Below are 16,343 nucleotides of genomic sequence, written 5' to 3' on the forward strand. Positions count from 1 at the left end.
GGTTATCCTCATCATCTTATCTCAACGGCGAGCGTGCCCCTATCCTTGCCTAATAACCGCCGCAGCAAGAGCACATCTTGTGCGTCGAAGGTGCGCAGGAGCAGCAGAAGGGCAAAATAGACCAAGCCCGCCCAGGGCACCAGGAGCAGGGGGTTAAGCGCCCGCAGCCACCACATAAATAGCCCCATCAGCAGCGCTGCCACCGTGGGGCGCACAGCCAGGGCGAGTAAGGAAACCTCACCCACGTGCCGATGTACACTGTACATAAACGGTACCAGAAGGACAACCTCGGAGAGCACAGTAACAATGCTGGCCCCCACGTAACCCAGGGGAGGGATGAGGAGAAGATTAGCCACAATGTTAAAGGTTGCCCCAATGAGGAAACTCAAGGTCAGAAAGCGCTGCTGGTTGACAGCGATGAGAACGTACTGAGTGACACTATTAATATAGCTTAAGGGTAGAAAGGTGATCAGTAGCTGGAGGGCAATAGCCGAATAAGGAAGGTATTGCTCGCCCCCTAAGAGAAGAATCAGCTCTGGTGCCAACATGGCTGTACCTACGGTGATCGGTAGACTGACGATCAGTAAGACCTTGAGCGACAGAACGTAGGCCCGCAATAAAGCCTCTTTGGCTGATTCAGCATAACGTGAAATAATTGGAAAGATGGCGAAGGTGAAAGACGAAGGGATGATATTGAGAGCATTGAGGAACCGATAAGCTGTGCTGTAATAGCCCACCTCGGCATCGCCCCGCATGGGCTGAAGGAACATGATATCTATCCTGAAGAACACCGTCGCCAAGAGATGGTTCAGCATCAAGGGATATGACTCGCCTAAAGCGGTGCGTGTCAGGACACCGTCGAACCCCAAACGTGGCTTAAAGAATATGCTCTGCACTAGATAGACGAAAACCAGGGCCGTAATGACATTAATTAGCACCGATACCGCGGCCAATCCGATGATGCCCCAACCCGCTAGCAGTGCAGCCACGCCCAAGGCAACCTTCAGCAGATTAGTAACGACGCTTACAGCCGCCGGATATTCCAGTTTCTCATAGGCATAGAAGAGCGAGCTCAGTCCAGTGGCCATGTTGCTGGGCACAAGAGAAAGGGACAGGAGCCCAATAACGATGATCGTCTCCAGGTCCAGACCAAAAGCGATGCGCCAGAGGAGCACCAACCCAAAGATGAGCGGAGCTGAGACGAGGCAGAGCAGTAGGCGGACGATGGTCGTACTGTTTAAGTAACGATTGCCACTGGCCGGGTCTTTAGCCACCTCGCGGGTCAGGAGGGTGTTGAGGCCAAAATTGGTAAGGATCTCGAAATAGCCAATGAGGATGATGGCAAAGTAATACTTACCAACGGCTGTTGGATTGAGGATGCGCAACATAAACATGGCGAAGGCAAGGTCGATGACCTTGTTCAACAGAGAAGTGGACATCGGCGTAAGACTGTTCTTGGCTATCCTTTGTACCGTGCTCATCCCTTGTTGTTCCTGGTAGAGCCAACGCCAGGCCAGGTAACCCGCACCCAGCAGCAGCGTCAGAAAAGCCAAGAAACTTCCCAGCAGCCCCACTTTGAAGGACAATGGACTGTATCTGAATACCACAGTATGCTGTCCCGGTTCGAGAGCGACCGCTCGGAAATTGTAGTCGGCCTTATAAATACGACTCTCCAACCCATCAACCGTCACTTGCCAACCAGGAAAGTAACTATCCGTCAAGATCAGGAGCCCTGCCACTGGGGCCGTGACTATCACCACTACCTTGTTCGGTTCGTAAGAGACCACCTGCGCATTGGCCGTGAGGGTTCCTCTCACCGCGGAGGTTTCGGGCTGGGACGGATGATTCCCTATAGCGGCAATGCTCTTGGTCAGGACGGATGGCTCCTCCCCAGGACCGGCCTCAAGCACAGCGTAGATGCGGGGGTCGAACTTCGCCTTCCTTATTTCGGCCAACGCCTCCGCCGGGCTGGCAACGATCCTAGCCGCCGGCACGAAAAAGGCCCGCGGAAGATAATCCTCGTTGCGGTAGATGTTCACCTCACCGCGATAGACGAGAGAATAGTGGGGTAACCTGATGTTCTGTGTAGTCAAGACGTACTTGACGTTCAGCAGATCCAAGAGCGGTGATTCTAAAGAGGAGGGCTGAACCAGCTTGTGCACCATACTATAGAGAAGCCCGTGTGGCTCTTCCATCAGGCTCCAATAGTCAACGTATTGCTTGGGGATAATCGTATCGTAACCACGACTATCCTGCAGTGAATAAGACATCGCCGTGTTCGGTTTGAGGACATCATCGTAGCCAAAGCTGACCAGGCGGTACAGCTCTCGATCACTTTTTAGAAACTCGATAGCTGGTGGTACGAAAGCAAGCAATCTGGGATCGGTCTTAGAATTGAAGCCCATACCAAAGGAGAAGAGGTCAAGAACCAGGACAAGGATAGCCAACGGTTGCCAAAGGGGGAGTAATAAACGCCATCTATTCCTGGCGGCGTAAAAGGTGATCCCGGAGGCCCCAAGCAGAAGAGTGAAGATAAAGATGTTACGAAATTGATAAGAGTAGAGCATCTGGCCATCGGCGAAGGCCCCCTGTAACCTCTCCGAGTGCTGGATGGCCCACGTGGCCAAACGAAGGCTTTGCCCTTCCATAAGAAGACTGGCCCCCAGGGCGAGTAACAAAGCCGATCCTGCAAAAAGAAGCCCCCTGCTTAACCAGGTCAGCAGCCTCCCTCGTGGCGATCCCATCCTTTGGGCTAGATAGTCTGCCCCGAGCCCAGCAAGAATAGAAAGGCTAATGGTATAGGGGAAGATCCAGCGAAAAGGGGAGTGTAATTGGCTAAAGCCTGGTATCCCGTAGAAGAAGATGCTGTAGAGAGGTGAGCCAAAGGCCAGGAGAAGGGCCAGGGCAGCGTAGAGAGAAAAAATGACGGTATATTTACGGCGTCGGCTGAGTAAGGCGACAGCGGCCAGGGCCAGGGGAAGGATACCTACATAGCTACCAGCTTCAACATAATTCTTAATGCCCCAGAAAATGGTATGAGGTGGTTCGGTTGGCTGACCCAGAAAGTTGTTCGGCGCAAGCTGTGTTCTCCACTGGATAAGGTCAAAATAGCTATGATGGGTTGGATTGCCGAAGAAGTCTGGCATCAGAAAACTGAGTAGCTGTTGTTTAGGAAGAGCCCAGCCGATGACATCCTGGTAGGTGACCAATCCGGCACGCACGTTCTGCTTTATCGCCTCATAGAAGGGTATCAGCTGGATGGATGCTAGGGCAGAGCCGAGGGCCACCATGGTAGCTAAAAGAAGGGCAGCCCGCATCATCACCAACAAGCGGCGTCTTTGCCACCAATCGCTGAGGAGGCGGGAGACAGCATAGAACAACAGGGTGAAAAGGATGTAGAAGCTGATCTCCATATGCCCAGCCAGAAATTGGAACCCTAGGGCGACGGCTCCCAGCAATACCCAGACTATCGCCGTAATACCCCTAGTTTCACTGTCACGGATGATCATTTCCACCATCAGAAGTAGCAGAGGTGCCCAAATGGCTGTACTGACGACCTGGGGCCAGACGAAGCTGACGATGATGAAGGTTGAGAAGGAGAAGGTGATGGCCGAAAGCAGGGCTCCGATGGGCCTGACCGCGATGACGCGCATATAGGCGTACATAAATGCCGCACCCAGGAAGAGATGCAGAGCTATGAACCAGCCGTAAGCTTTAGCCACGGGCAGGACATAGAATAGCACTCCTAAGGGATAGAGAACCCCATATTGACCGGCAGCCAGGAAGGGCACACCCCCGAAGATATAAGGGTTCCAGAGAGGAATCTGCCCACTTCTCACCATCTCACTGGCAAACAATTTCCAGGAATAGTTCTGGACGATGAGATCACCGATAAGGTTATTGTGGGGGATGGATGCGCCAAAGTGAGGGGCGAAGCTCAGCCAGGGCTGAAAGTAAAAAAGGTTATCGATCGGCAAGAGAACCTTGTCGGTGAAAAGCACTTCCCAAAGGTAGATGAGGGGCAGGATGAGGAGAATAAGAACGGCCAGCAGGTCAGGGCGCGCCAGCTTCTTCACAAGAAATTATCCTTTTAATATCGCCACTTAATCTGCCAGACACGCCAGGCTGCTTCCAGGCTTATCCAGGGCGACATCTTAGATTGGCCTTTAGCCCGATCGTTGAACACTATAGGGATCTCCAGAACACGGTAGCTCTTCTTCTGGCAAGCGTAAGCCATCTCTATCTGAAAGGCATAACCCTGTGAGCGGACCTTGCTTAAATCGAGTCCCTCTAGCACTGCGCGACGGAAGCACTTGAAGCCAGCCGTGGAATCGCGCACCTGGAGTCCTAGGATGAGACGTGCATAGAGGCTATTAGCCCACCAACTGAGGAAACGGCGCCAGGTGTTCCAATTCGCATCCACCCTACCCCCGGGGACATAACGTGAACCCACGACCACATCGTACTGTTGGATCTTCTCCAGGAATGTAGGGAGGTACGCCGGAGAGTGGGAGAAGTCAGCGTCCATCTCGATGATGCGATCAGCGTCGTGCTCTAAAGCGAAACGAAAGCCAGCGATATAAGCGGTGCCAAGACCCAGCTTGGCTGGCCGATGGATCACGTGTATCCTGTTTGGATAGATGGCCACCAGTTTTTCAGCAATCTCGCCGGTGCCGTCCGTAGAGCTATCATCAACAATCAGGATTTGTAGGTCAGGGATATCAAGGGTGAAGATGGCCTCCACCATGGCCGATAGATTCTCAGCTTCATTGTATGTCGGTATGATGATCATAGTCTTCATGCTTTGCTCCCCCCTGCAAAGGGATGGGGGAGTGCAGAGGGGCGAAGCCCCTCTGCTGGGGTTTTGGGGTGTCCCCAAGCCTCTATACCCCCTTCTCCCGTCCTTCTCTGAGGGACGGGAGAAGGGGGTAAGGGGGATGAGGGCGTCTTCCCCCAAAATTTGAACCTAGAATAGACCTACAGTCCTACCAGTCTCAGGGTCGATATCTACAAAGGTGCCAGCTGGAATGGAGGGCAACCCAGGCATCGTCCGCATCTCACCAAGCAATGGATACAAGAAACCTGCCCCAACGGAGGCGCGTATATCTCTGATAGGCACCCGGAAGCCGCGCGGTCGCCCCTTGATGTTCGGGTCATGGGAGAGCGAGAGATGCGTCTTAGCCATACAGATGGGTAATTTGTCATAACCAAGCTTTGTATACAGGGCGATCTTCTGCTCGGCTAACGGGGCATAGTCAACTCCGTCCGCACCGTAAATCTTGGTGGCAATGGTCTCAATTTTCTCTTTGATTGAGGCCTCCAATGGATATAAGAAACGGAAGTTGCTCAGCCTCTCAGCCGCCTTGACCACTGCCCCAGCCAACGCTATACCCCCAGCACCTCCCTTGGCCCAGACCTCGCTAGGAATGGCATCCTCGGCTCCGGCCGCCTTAGCTATGCGCTGCACTGTCGCTATCTCCGCATCCGTATCTGTTGTGAATCTATTGATGGCTACCACTACCGGAACACCAAAGAGGCGCATATTCTCGATCTGTTTCTCCAGGTTCTCGCAGCCTTTAATCAGAGCCGGAATGTTCTCCTCTTTTAGCGATTCATCTAACGGCTTACCAGCCACGACTTTGGCCACCCCACCGTGCATTTTCAGGGCTCGAATGGAGGCTACAATCACTACGACATTTGGACGGAGTCCACTGTAGCGGCATTTGATGTTCATGAATTTTTCCGCCCCACAGTCGGCGCCAAAGCCACTCTCTGTGACCACATAATCACCCAACTTGAGGGCGATCATATCGGCCAAAATGGAATTGTTGCCATGGGCGATATTGGCGAACGGCCCAGCGTGCACGAAGCAGGGGGTGTGCTCGATCGTTTGCAGCAGGTTCGGTTTGATCGCATCCTTGAGAAGGACAGTCATCGCCCCGGCTGCCTTCAGGTCTTCTGCGGTCACCGCCTTACCATCGCGCGTCATGCCGATGACGATACGTCCCAGCCTCTGGCGCAAATCGAAGATATCCGTGGTAAGAGCCAGGATGGCCATTACTTCGGAGGCTACAGCTATATCAAAGCCGGTCTCCCTGGGGATCCCATTATCCCGGCCACCTAACCCAGTAATGATACGACGTAGGGCTCGATCGCTGACATCCACCACACGCGGCCAGGTGATGCTCAGGGGATCGATGTCTAACTTGTTACCATGCAGGATATGGGCATCAATGAAAGCGGCCAAGAGGTTGTGGGCCAAGGCCACGGCATGGGTATCGCCGGTAAGATGAAGGTTGAAGTCCTCCATGGGCAGTACCTGAGAGTAGCCTCCACCAGCGGCTCCACCCTTGATCCCAAATACAGGCCCCAACGAGGGTTGGCGAATGGTAGTGATAACATTTTTCCCAATGCGGTTAAGGGCCATGGATAATCCGATAGTAGTCACTGTCTTACCTTCACCCAGGGGTGTGGGGGTAATGGCCGTCACATCAATATATTTGCCATTGGGCTTATCTTCTAACCGTTTCAGAACGTCTAGGGAAACCTTAGCCTTATATTTACCATAGAGCTCTATCTCGTCTTCTGTCAGCCCCATTCCCCTGGCTATCTCGATGATGGGTTTCATCTCAGCCGCTTGGGCGATCTCCAAATCACTTGGAACCTTGTACTCCTCTAGAATCACTTTTATGTGCTCCTTTCATTCTTTATTAGAGATTTCGGTGTTGTTTATTTCTCCATGCCAGCTTGTCGCCGGGCTGCTTGCAAGGTATTGCGCAACAACGCGGCGTTCGTCATCGGCCCAGTACCCCCGGGTACTGGAGTGATAGCTCCAGCCACTTCCTTGACTGAATCAAAGTCCACATCTCCCACCAACTTCCCCTCAATGACGTTGACGCCGAAGTCTATGACCACCGCACCTGGCTTCACCATATCCTGTTTGATGAGCTGCTCCTTACCCACGGCGGCCACCAGGATATCGGCTGTACGGGTGACCTCACCCAGATTCGGCGTACGGGAATGGCAGATAGTGACCGTAGCGTGTTGATGGAGGAGGAGAAGGGCCATTGGCTTGCCAACGATATTGCTTCGTCCCACGACAACAGCGTGCCTCCCAGTTATTTCTATACCATTGCGCCTGAGCAGCTCCATCCCGCCGGCCGGCGTAGCCGGTATGAAGTAGTCCCCGCTGCCCATCAGCAACAAGCCAGCATTGAGGGGATGGACACCGTCCACATCCTTTAACGGTGAAAGAGCGGCTACCAATGTTTCCTGATAAAGATGCTTGGGCAATGGCAGCTGAATGATGATACCACTGACCTCAGCTTCAGCATTCAGCTGTCTGATTACCCCTAAGGACTCCGCTTCGCTCACCATCTCGGCCAGAGTGCAGAGTCGGACCCCCATGCCCACGCCCTCGAAAGAGCGAGCGATCTGCTTCACGTATCGCTCCGAGGCCGGATCACCGCCGACCTGGATGACAGCTATGCCAGGGACAAAGCCGTGCTTCGCCTTGAACTGTGTCACCTCCGTCTCAACTTCAGCCTTAATTATAGCCGCCAATGCTTTGCCATCCAAAATCTTAGCTTCCATCTAACCATGTCCTCACTTAAGAATAGCGCTCATCTAGAGTCTCGCTTCCACTCGTTTCAGCACCTCCTCCTTGCGCGCGCCCCTATTTTCAAGGTATCCCTTCAGAGTATTTCGAGTATGATGAACGAAGGATTCATCCTTGATAGCTCTAAGATTGATTTCCACATTCAAGGCAGCGCCTCTGAGACCTGCCTCAGCCATAAGCACACCGACACCTACGTCGCTGATAGCGGCGACATTTCCCTTCTCGACCGCCGGGAGGCAGAGGTCCACGATCTCAGCGCACCGTCGGGCGATTTGTAGTGGTGGGTCAGTAGCCTCTCTAAGAGCCCGTTGAATGGCCGCTGATCGAGTTACTTGCTCATCCGCCGTCGCCTTCGGGAGACGATATGCAGCCGCTACCTTGCTATAGGCTTGAGTATCGGCTTCTAACAACTTCAGTAGTTCGTCCCTTAGAGTCTCGGATCGAGAGAGGATGGCATTTATGTCAGACTCGACTTCTTTGTACTTCTCCTTGCCGAGGGTGAGGTTACAGACCATACTGAGCAGGGCAGCCCCTAGGGCGCCGCTGAGGGCAGCAACACTCCCTCCACCGGGAACTGGCTCTTTTGAGGCTAACTGATCCAGGAACTGGTCAAGTAATCCTTGGTAATGTAGCAAGGCTATTTTTCCTCCTTGAAAATGCAGAGTGGTGGCCTAACATAGCGGGCCTGAGATAAGGGTTAGCCCTATCGCCGTGGAACTGGTATGTCTGGGAAGCATTCGGGCAGTCCATAAGTGCGGCGCCATTATAACATAAGGGCGCAGCCCCTTGGAATACCCATTGTTGATAGTTTCTGAAGGCCAGTGGTAGGGCACATTTACCGCGAATCAGTCGATACAATCAGCGGGACAGTAGCGGCCTACTAGCGACACCGCTTCAGTTATCGCCCAGCGCTTCCTGGAGACGATTCTCGAGGACCTGCCTCGGATCGAACCGTTCTAGCTGAAGATAATGTTTCGCTACCTGAACCAGAGCCTCGCCCGGAACCAGGCCGACAATTTCACTCTCCAGTATAGTCACCCCGTATTTGGCTGCCGCCACCTTGATGGCTTCGAAAGCCTGAAATAGCGGTGTCTCTCGATAGTTGGTCATGTTCAGCGATACCTGCACGATGTTCCGGTCGGCTATGGGCAAACCGATGGCTTTAACGTAGGGCAACCCCCCGCTAGACTCCCGAACCGTTCGAGCGATGGCCTTGGCTATGCTGACATCGTCTGTGGCCAGGTTCACATTGAAGGCGATCAGGGGCAGGCGGACCCCGACGGCCGTCGCCCCCGCTCCGGTAACCCTGGATGGGCCGAAGTCGGGCTGTCGCGCCGGATTGGTGGCGATCTCCGCCTCCAGAGATTCAAACTCTCCCCGTCTGATGTCGGCCAGGTTGCGGCGCTCCGGTCGCGTCGCTGCCTCGCTATAGAGGTAGACCGGAATTTGCAGCTCTGCGCCGATACGGCGTCCCAACTGTCTGGCCAGGGGGACACATTCTTCCATGGTGACGCCGCTGAGAGGCACCAGTGGCACTACATCCGCTGCACCTATGCGTGGGTGCTGTCCGCGGTGTTGGTGAAGATCGATCAATTGCGCTGCCATCTTAACCGTTTGAAAAGCGGCCTCCAGGACTGGTTCAGGCTCGCCACAAAAGGTCAGCACAGCGCGGTTGTGGTCTGCATCCGTCTCCACATCCAACATATAGATGCCCGGCACATCTCGGATGGCTGAGACCACCTGCTCCACCACCTCTGGACGACGTCCCTCGCTGATGTTTGGCACACATTCGATAAGCCTGCGCATGTTTCAGCCCTCTTGACTCCCAAACGATACCTCAAGGTAGCCGACCCCAGGGGCTCTACCCATTTGGAGTCTCCTTTGCCAAATGACTTCTAGACAAATAACTGGGGTGGTCTCTCTAAGTCAGGCGCCAGCCGACTGTTTTGCACTACTACACGCCCCGCCTTTATGACTGTATCGACCTGGTTTATTCCCAGATGATAGGGCAAATGCTTATGGTTAGGGATATTTAGAATGATGATATCAGCCATCTTGCCCGGCTGTAGGCCACCTATCTTGTCGCCCTGCTCAAGAGCACAGGCAGCGTTGAGGGTGCTGGCCACGATCGCCTGAGCTGGAGTAAGCTGCATGCCTACACAGGCAAGGGCTATAACCAGCGACATCGACTCGCTCATATAGGTGCCTGGGTTTAGATCGGTAGCCAGAGCGACCGCCACCCCTTCGGCGATGAGCCTTCTGGCCGGCGCATAGGCGTGCCGCAGGGTGAAGGAGGTGCCGGGCAACAGGGTAGCCACGACATCACTGGTGGCCAGCAGCCGGGCATCCTCTTCTGTCAGGGCAGTCAGATGGTCAGCGGAGGCCGCTCCCATCTCCACAGCCAAAGGGGTGGCGCCAATCGAGGCAAATTCATCAGCGTGGATTCTCACTCCTAGCCCGGACGCTTTGGCAGCCGCCAGGAGGCGACGGGATTGGTCGACGTTGAATACCCCCTGTTCGCAGAAGACATCGCAGTAAACGGCCAGTCCCCCAGCAACCACAGCCGGCAGCGTCTCCATGATAAGGTGATCAATGTAGGCATCAGGCGCGCCATGAAATTCGGGAGGAACGGCGTGCGCTCCCAGGAAGGTGGGTACCAGGGTGATAGGATGATGTTGCGCAAGCTGGCGAATCACCTCCAACGATTTAATCTCATCCGCCGTATTCAGTCCGTAGCCACTCTTGGCTTCAGCTGTAGTGGTGCCGTGGAGAAGCATAGTGTTCAGCCTGTGCCAGGCCAGCCTGGCTAGCTCCTGAGGTTCGGCTGTTCTGGTAGCCCGCATCGTATTGAGGATGCCTCCCCCGGCGGCCAGAATCTGCTGATAATCCTCCCCAGCTATGCGCCGCGCGAACTCGTCCTCTCGGGAGCCAGCGAAGACCAGATGCGTGTGGGGATCAACGAAGCCGGGCAAGACCACTTTTTGGGAGGCATTGATGACTAGGGTGTCAGACGACGTCTCGAGATGGCCCATGATCTCCTCGCTGGGGCCTACCGCAGTGATGCGTCCTTGTCGAATAGCCAGAGCGCCCTGGGGGATGATGCCCAGCTCGTCCATTTGCGCACCGCGTTTGGGGCCTGGTCCCCTGTGGCTGACAGTCACCAACTCAGCAGCATTATAGATCACAATCTCCACAGGCTGCCTTTCGCTCTTATCCACGGTCAATCTCCTGGATCCCTGGGGGATCTAAGGGGCATGCGGGCTTTGCCCGCATGCCCGCTGGGTAGCCTGAACCAGCTCACTTAAAGGAGACACCATACATGGAGACCAGCTCGTCAGAGCGTGGCTTCCAATCCACATTCTTGCGCGCGGCATAAATATCGACCTGCTGGTATAAGAAGATCCAGGGTGCTTCCTCATGGATCAACTTGGAAGCCTTGTGGTAGTCCTCTAAACGTTTCTTCTCATCGATGGTGAAACGGGCCTCATCCAGGAGCTTGTCCAGCGCCGCATTGCTGTAGAAGGAGCTGGCTCCCTTGCTATGCATTACCTGGCGAATCTGTCCATCAGCATCGAAGGTGGTGTTGCCCCAACCGAGGAAGTAAAGGGGGTCAACTTTACGTGAGACCCTCATCTCTGTATAGACGCCCCATTCCAGGACCTTAAGATTAGCCTTCACTCCCACCTTTGCCAGATAGCCAGCCACGGCCTCGGCCACCTCTTTGTCCATGAGATAACGTCCCACCGAAGTGTCGAAGTTGACCTCAAAACCATTGGGATAACCGGCTTCGGCCAGCAGCTTCTTGGCCCGCTCCGGATCGTAGGGATAGGGCTTCACTTCTGGATTGTAACCGAAGAAGAGTGGTGTTAATGGGGAAGCGATCCGATAGCCCTGGCCCAAGAGCAGGTCCTTAATGATGGTGTCTACATCCACCGCAGAGTTGAGGGCCTGGCGCACCTTCGGGTTGGCCAGGGGGCCACCCTGATCACAGCGGATGGCGATGTAGATCACCCGCACGCTTGGCGCAGACAAAACCTGGATGTTCGGATCGCCTTCCAGGCTCTTAGCCTCCATCGGGGGCACGTTGGTGATAACATCTACCCCACCAGTCTTCAGCTCGGCGATGCGGGCCGCATTCTCTGGAATCGGACGGAAGATCACCGTCTTAATCTTGGGTGGTTTCCCCCAATAATCCTTATTGGCTTCCAGGATGATTTTGTCATCCTTAAGCCATTGCTTTAGGACATACGGGCCCGTGCCCACCGGCTGACTGGCCACAACCTCATTGCCCTTCTCCTTAACATACTTAGGGGGCATCATCAGTAGCTGAGTCATGAAGGCCGGCAGGATCGGGAAGGGCTTGTCCGTGATGAGTTGGATGGTATAAGGGTCGATGATCTTAACCTCTTTGATGGGGGTATAATTCGGTCGGATGCGGGCTTTGGTGGCTGGATCCAACACCCGTTCGACGGTAAACTTGACGGTCTCGGCGTTGAACTCTTCGCCATTGGTGAATTTGACCCCCTTGCGCAATTTGAACTCCCAGGTCTTATCGTTCACTGCCCTCCAGGATTCAGCTAAACAGGGCTGCATCTTCAGTTCCTGATCTCGATCAATTAAGGGCTCATAAATGTGTCTGAGCACATTATTGGTGGTGGCTATAGTGTGCATCATCGGGTCCATCGTGGTAGCATCGACGCCTTGGGCTACGGTTATTTGATCCTTGGCGGCTGGTGCCAGGCCACAGGATGATGAAACTAGGCCAACTACGACCAGGAATCCGATAGCTAACGTCAACAATTTTCTTCGTCCCATTGTGCCCTCCTTTTTCTACTCTAGGAACGCAGGGCCTTCCGTCCCCGCCTATTTAATCTCTTCCCCGCAGCGTGGGGGGGCAAGATGATCGCAGTATTTTCACACTCCTTTCCAGCCATCACACAAGGTCGGCTGTACCCCTTAGTTAGATCGGCCCGAATAATGACTCAAGCCAGCTCCTCATAGCTTCAGGGTAGGATCAAGGCTATCGCGCAGCCAATCACCAAGCAAATTGATGCCTAATACGGTGAGAAAGATGGCCACTCCGGGGACAGTGGAAACCCACCAGGCGAGAGCGAGGTAGTCACGCCCGTCGGCAACCATGCCCCCCCACGTGGGCGTAGGTGGCTGTACCCCTAAACCCAGGAAGCTGAGCGACGCCTCAGCGATGATCATATGGGCTACCTGTAAAGTGCCCACCACGATGATCGAGGTGCTGACATTAGGTAGGATATGAAGCCGGATGATGCGGTGATTTTGCGCTCCTATAGCTCGCGCCGCCTCAACGAATTCCCTCTCTTTAACTGATAAGACCTCGCCACGAACGATACGCCCATAGAGCACCCACCCTGTAAGTCCTAAAACGATGATGATATTTCTCAAACCTGGCTGCAACATAGCCACCACGGCTATGGCCAGCACCAGAAAGGGAACGCCCAGCTGAATATCAGCCAGCCGCATGATGAAGCTGTCAGCCCTTCCTCCATAATAGCCGGACAGTAATCCCAGGAAGACGCCGATGGTACCTGAAATGGCTACCGAACACAGCCCAACCAACAAGGAGATACGTGAGCCATAAATGATACGGCTTAAGATATCCCGGCCAAGCGGATCTGTCCCCAAGAGATATTCCATATTCCCTGACATCCAGAAGGGGGGCAGCAAACGTTTCGAAAGGTTTTGGGCTGTCGGATCATGAGGAGCCAGATAACCGGCCAGCAGGGCGCTGGCGATGACGACCAGGACTATCGTCAGGCCAAGGAGGGCCGTCTTACTCCGTTGCAGGCGCAGTAAAAGGACGCTGGGGAGCGTTCTCCGCTGGGCAGCAGCCAAAGCAACACCCAATGGATATTCTTGGACTAAATTCGCCTTGGTAGCCAAGGTCAACTCCTAGGTATATTTGACCCGTGGATCCAGGTAGGTGTAGAACAGATCCACTAATAAGTTCATTAGTATGATCACCACGGCGATCACCATCACGAAGGCCTGTACCACTGGGATATCGCGGTTGCGGATGGCCTGGATAGCCAGTAATCCCATACCAGGATAGGCGAACACGGTCTCGGTGATGATAGCCCCTCCCATCAGAGTTCCCATCTGCAAACCGATGACTGTAACCACCGGGATGGCCGCATTCTTTAGGGCATGGCGGAGCAGAACGACTTTTTCGGCCAGCCCCTTAGCCCGAGCGGTGCGTACATAGTCCTTACTCAACACCTCCAGAAGGCTGGAGCGAAGGAGACGTGTTTTTACCGCAGCTGTAGCCATGCCCAAGGTTATGGCCGGGAGGATCAGATGGTCGATCCCCCCACGGCCAGAGGCAGGTAGGAGCCGCAGCCCAACCGCAAAGATCAGGATGAGCAGAATCCCTAACCAGAAGGAAGGCATGCACTGTCCGGTTAGGGCCATCAGCATAGCACCAGCATCGTAAACACTATCCTTCTTAAGGGCGGAGATGATGCCAGCCGGGATAGCGATGAGTAGGGATATGAATAAAGCCGCCAGGGTGAGTTCCAGCGTGGCCGGTAAGCGGTCTAGAACCAGTTGAAGCGCCGGCTGTCCATGCCTTAACGAGTTTCCAAAATCTCCGTGGACCACCCGGCTGAGGAAGAGAAAGTATTGCTCATAGAGTGGTCGGTCGAAGCCCATGCGGTGACGAAACTCGGCAATATCCTGCACCGTGGCCTCCATGGGCAGCATCAGGGGAGCTGGGTCACCCGTAAGATAGAGCAGGGTGAAGACGATCATTGAAACGCCGAGAACCACCAGCAGTGAGTGCAGCACTCTTCGTATCAGGTACTGAAACATCGTCTCCCTCTATACAGCAAGCAACTCTTCTAACGGATCAGAAAGGGCAATTGCACCGTTAGAGCCTTCTCCGGACACTCCACCTCACAAGCGCCGCAATACCAGCACTCCGCGTATTTTAGAACAGGGAGTTCCCTCTCGTCCAATCGAAGACAATCTAAGGGACAGCGTTCGACACACAGCCCGCAGGACGTACAGCGCTCTATGGCCACCTCCAGACTCATAGTGTTTCCTCCTCGACTGATTTGAAGGAGACCTGAATTCCCGCATCATGGTCACCTCTTTGGAGGACTACATGCTTGCGCCAATTGGCATCGTCGGTCTCGGGGAAATCAGCGCGGTGGTGGTAGAGACCCCAACGACTCTCCTCTCTAGCTAGAGAGGCAGTGGCAGAGAGCTGAGCGCAATCGATGATGAATCCGATCTCCAGGAACTTGCCTAGCTCATGATAATCCCGCACGATCGCCCTCTGTTCCAGCTCCTCCCGGAACCTTTCCATCCACCATATCCCCTGGACAAGCTTGTACTTGTTCTTAGGTGGAGTGAGGTAATCGTTGATGGTGCGGCGAACCTTGTACTCGAACTGCTCCAAGGTAACCTGCCTATCGTTTCCCCCCTGCCACGGGGCGACAACCTGATGTTGGCTCTGCAAGACTTGCCCCTCGTCCGCTGGATAAACTTCCCTGGAGAGAGCGATCGCATTTTCGGCTGCTATCTCTCCGAAGACGAAGGCGCCGGTGAGGTGTTGTCGGGGGACAGAGGCCACGTCTCCAGCGGCGAAAAGCCCCTCCAGCGAGGTCTCGGCTCTATCGTTGACCACCAGACCGCTGAGTCCATGTCCACCACAGAGGTAGAACTCAGTAGGGGCGAGCTCGACGAGCTCCCTGCGAAAATTGATGCCCCTTCCCTGGAAAAACCTCTTCTGAAGCGGCCTCTCGGTGAAGAAGAGGATCCGTTCGATCTCAGCAATTTCAGTCTCACTGAGATGGGACATTTTCAGGAAGACGGGACCCCGCCCGGCCATGAACTCGGCCAGAATGGCGGCAGCAGAGATGCGGCCGCGTTCCACCCTTTCGCCCCGGGCGTTGACCACCTCACCTCCTCGCGTGAGGACGACATTCAATAACGGACAGTGGATGTCTTTGATCAAAGGTGTGGTCATTGTATATTCGAATCCCGTTAATTCGGCCCCGGCGCGAAAGGCCAGGGCATAGCCATCGCCGGCGTTGCCGGGATAGTCGGCTGTTCCGTAGAGGTAGCCTGAACCGGGCAGACCAAACCGTGCCGCGCCTCCAGTGGCCAGGATCGTGGCCTGGGCTGAACAGACGATGAACTCACCCGTCCGTACATTCAAAGCGGTGGCCCCGACCACCCGCTCACCCCTGGTAAGCAGAGAGACAGCCATCGTTCGATTGAGGACACGGACACCGAGCTGGCGTAGCTTATTGGCCAGGATGACCTTCAAGTCCGGCGCATCCATCTCGACACAGAAGCGTCCCTTGGGGTGAATCTGAAATGCTCGGTATCGGCCTTCCCCATCTCTGGGAAATTTCACCCCCCAGCTTTCTAGCTTCTGCAACATTCCGTAGCTTCTCTCGGCCAAAACATAGCTGGGTTTATAGTCCAGGATGCCTTCTACGGCTGTGCGGTTAGCCTCCACGTAGAGCTCGGGCGTCGTGAGACCAGGTAAGCAGACGATGTTAAGCGCATCCATACCCAGGGCGATGGAGCCACTCCGCGTAATATCGCCCTTCTCCAGGACTACCACATCCAGGCCAGGTTGGCGTGATTTGGCCACGATCGCCGCCAGGCAACCAGCGCTGCCCCCTCCTAAGATCAGGATATCAGTCTTGAGATCTACCCTCTTTACGGTGGCCATCGC

General features: G+C 54.7%; 12 protein-coding genes. All 12 read right to left on the reverse strand.

What is annotated here, in order from left to right; translation table 11 throughout:
* Positions 1 to 11: 11 nt before the first annotated feature.
* The gene (locus M1136_06335) at positions 12 to 4,076 is read right to left on the reverse strand and encodes an oligosaccharide flippase family protein (GenBank protein ID MCL5075248.1); all 4,065 of its coding nucleotides are present in this window, start codon (positions 4,074 to 4,076) and stop codon (positions 12 to 14) included.
* 14 nt (positions 4,077 to 4,090) lie between these two features.
* Positions 4,091 to 4,801, reverse strand: coding sequence for a polyprenol monophosphomannose synthase (locus M1136_06340; protein MCL5075249.1), 711 nt, complete (start codon positions 4,799 to 4,801; stop codon positions 4,091 to 4,093).
* A 165-nt stretch (positions 4,802 to 4,966) separates the two neighbouring features.
* The gene (locus M1136_06345; GenBank protein ID MCL5075250.1) at positions 4,967 to 6,628 is read right to left on the reverse strand and encodes a formate--tetrahydrofolate ligase; all 1,662 of its coding nucleotides are present in this window, start codon (positions 6,626 to 6,628) and stop codon (positions 4,967 to 4,969) included.
* Positions 6,629 to 6,729: 101 nt separating this feature from the next.
* A complete protein-coding gene (locus M1136_06350; protein ID MCL5075251.1) occupies positions 6,730 to 7,593 on the reverse strand; it encodes a bifunctional 5,10-methylenetetrahydrofolate dehydrogenase/5,10-methenyltetrahydrofolate cyclohydrolase in 864 nt (287 codons plus the stop codon).
* 33 nt (positions 7,594 to 7,626) lie between these two features.
* Positions 7,627 to 8,253 (reverse strand): cyclodeaminase/cyclohydrolase family protein, encoded by a 627-nt coding sequence (locus M1136_06355; GenBank protein MCL5075252.1) that lies wholly within the window; start codon positions 8,251 to 8,253, stop codon positions 7,627 to 7,629.
* Positions 8,254 to 8,512: 259 nt separating this feature from the next.
* Positions 8,513 to 9,424, reverse strand: a complete 912-nt coding sequence (ftcD, locus tag M1136_06360; protein MCL5075253.1) for a glutamate formimidoyltransferase — start codon at positions 9,422 to 9,424, stop codon at positions 8,513 to 8,515.
* An 89-nt stretch (positions 9,425 to 9,513) separates the two neighbouring features.
* The gene (hutI, locus tag M1136_06365) at positions 9,514 to 10,836 is read right to left on the reverse strand and encodes an imidazolonepropionase (protein ID MCL5075254.1); all 1,323 of its coding nucleotides are present in this window, start codon (positions 10,834 to 10,836) and stop codon (positions 9,514 to 9,516) included.
* A 79-nt stretch (positions 10,837 to 10,915) separates the two neighbouring features.
* Entirely contained in the window at positions 10,916 to 12,433 is a 1,518-nt protein-coding gene (locus tag M1136_06370) for an ABC transporter substrate-binding protein (GenBank protein ID MCL5075255.1), read from the reverse strand.
* A gap of 180 nt (positions 12,434 to 12,613) precedes the next feature.
* Positions 12,614 to 13,486, reverse strand: coding sequence for an ABC transporter permease (locus M1136_06375; protein MCL5075256.1), 873 nt, complete (start codon positions 13,484 to 13,486; stop codon positions 12,614 to 12,616).
* Between the two features lie 57 nt (positions 13,487 to 13,543).
* Positions 13,544 to 14,461 carry an ABC transporter permease gene (locus M1136_06380; protein ID MCL5075257.1) on the reverse strand — a complete coding sequence of 306 codons (918 nt, stop codon included), beginning with the start codon at positions 14,459 to 14,461 and terminating at the stop codon, positions 13,544 to 13,546.
* A 29-nt stretch (positions 14,462 to 14,490) separates the two neighbouring features.
* Entirely contained in the window at positions 14,491 to 14,685 is a 195-nt protein-coding gene (locus M1136_06385; protein ID MCL5075258.1) for a 4Fe-4S binding protein, read from the reverse strand.
* Positions 14,682 to 16,340, reverse strand: a complete 1,659-nt coding sequence (locus tag M1136_06390) for an FAD-binding protein (GenBank protein MCL5075259.1) — start codon at positions 16,338 to 16,340, stop codon at positions 14,682 to 14,684. The genes M1136_06385 and M1136_06390 overlap by 4 nt, the downstream gene beginning before the upstream one ends.
* Positions 16,341 to 16,343 lie beyond the last annotated feature (3 nt).

Source organism: Chloroflexota bacterium (assembly GCA_023475225.1).
Taxonomy (GTDB): Bacteria; Chloroflexota; UBA6077; order FW602-bin22; family JAMCVK01; genus JAMCVK01.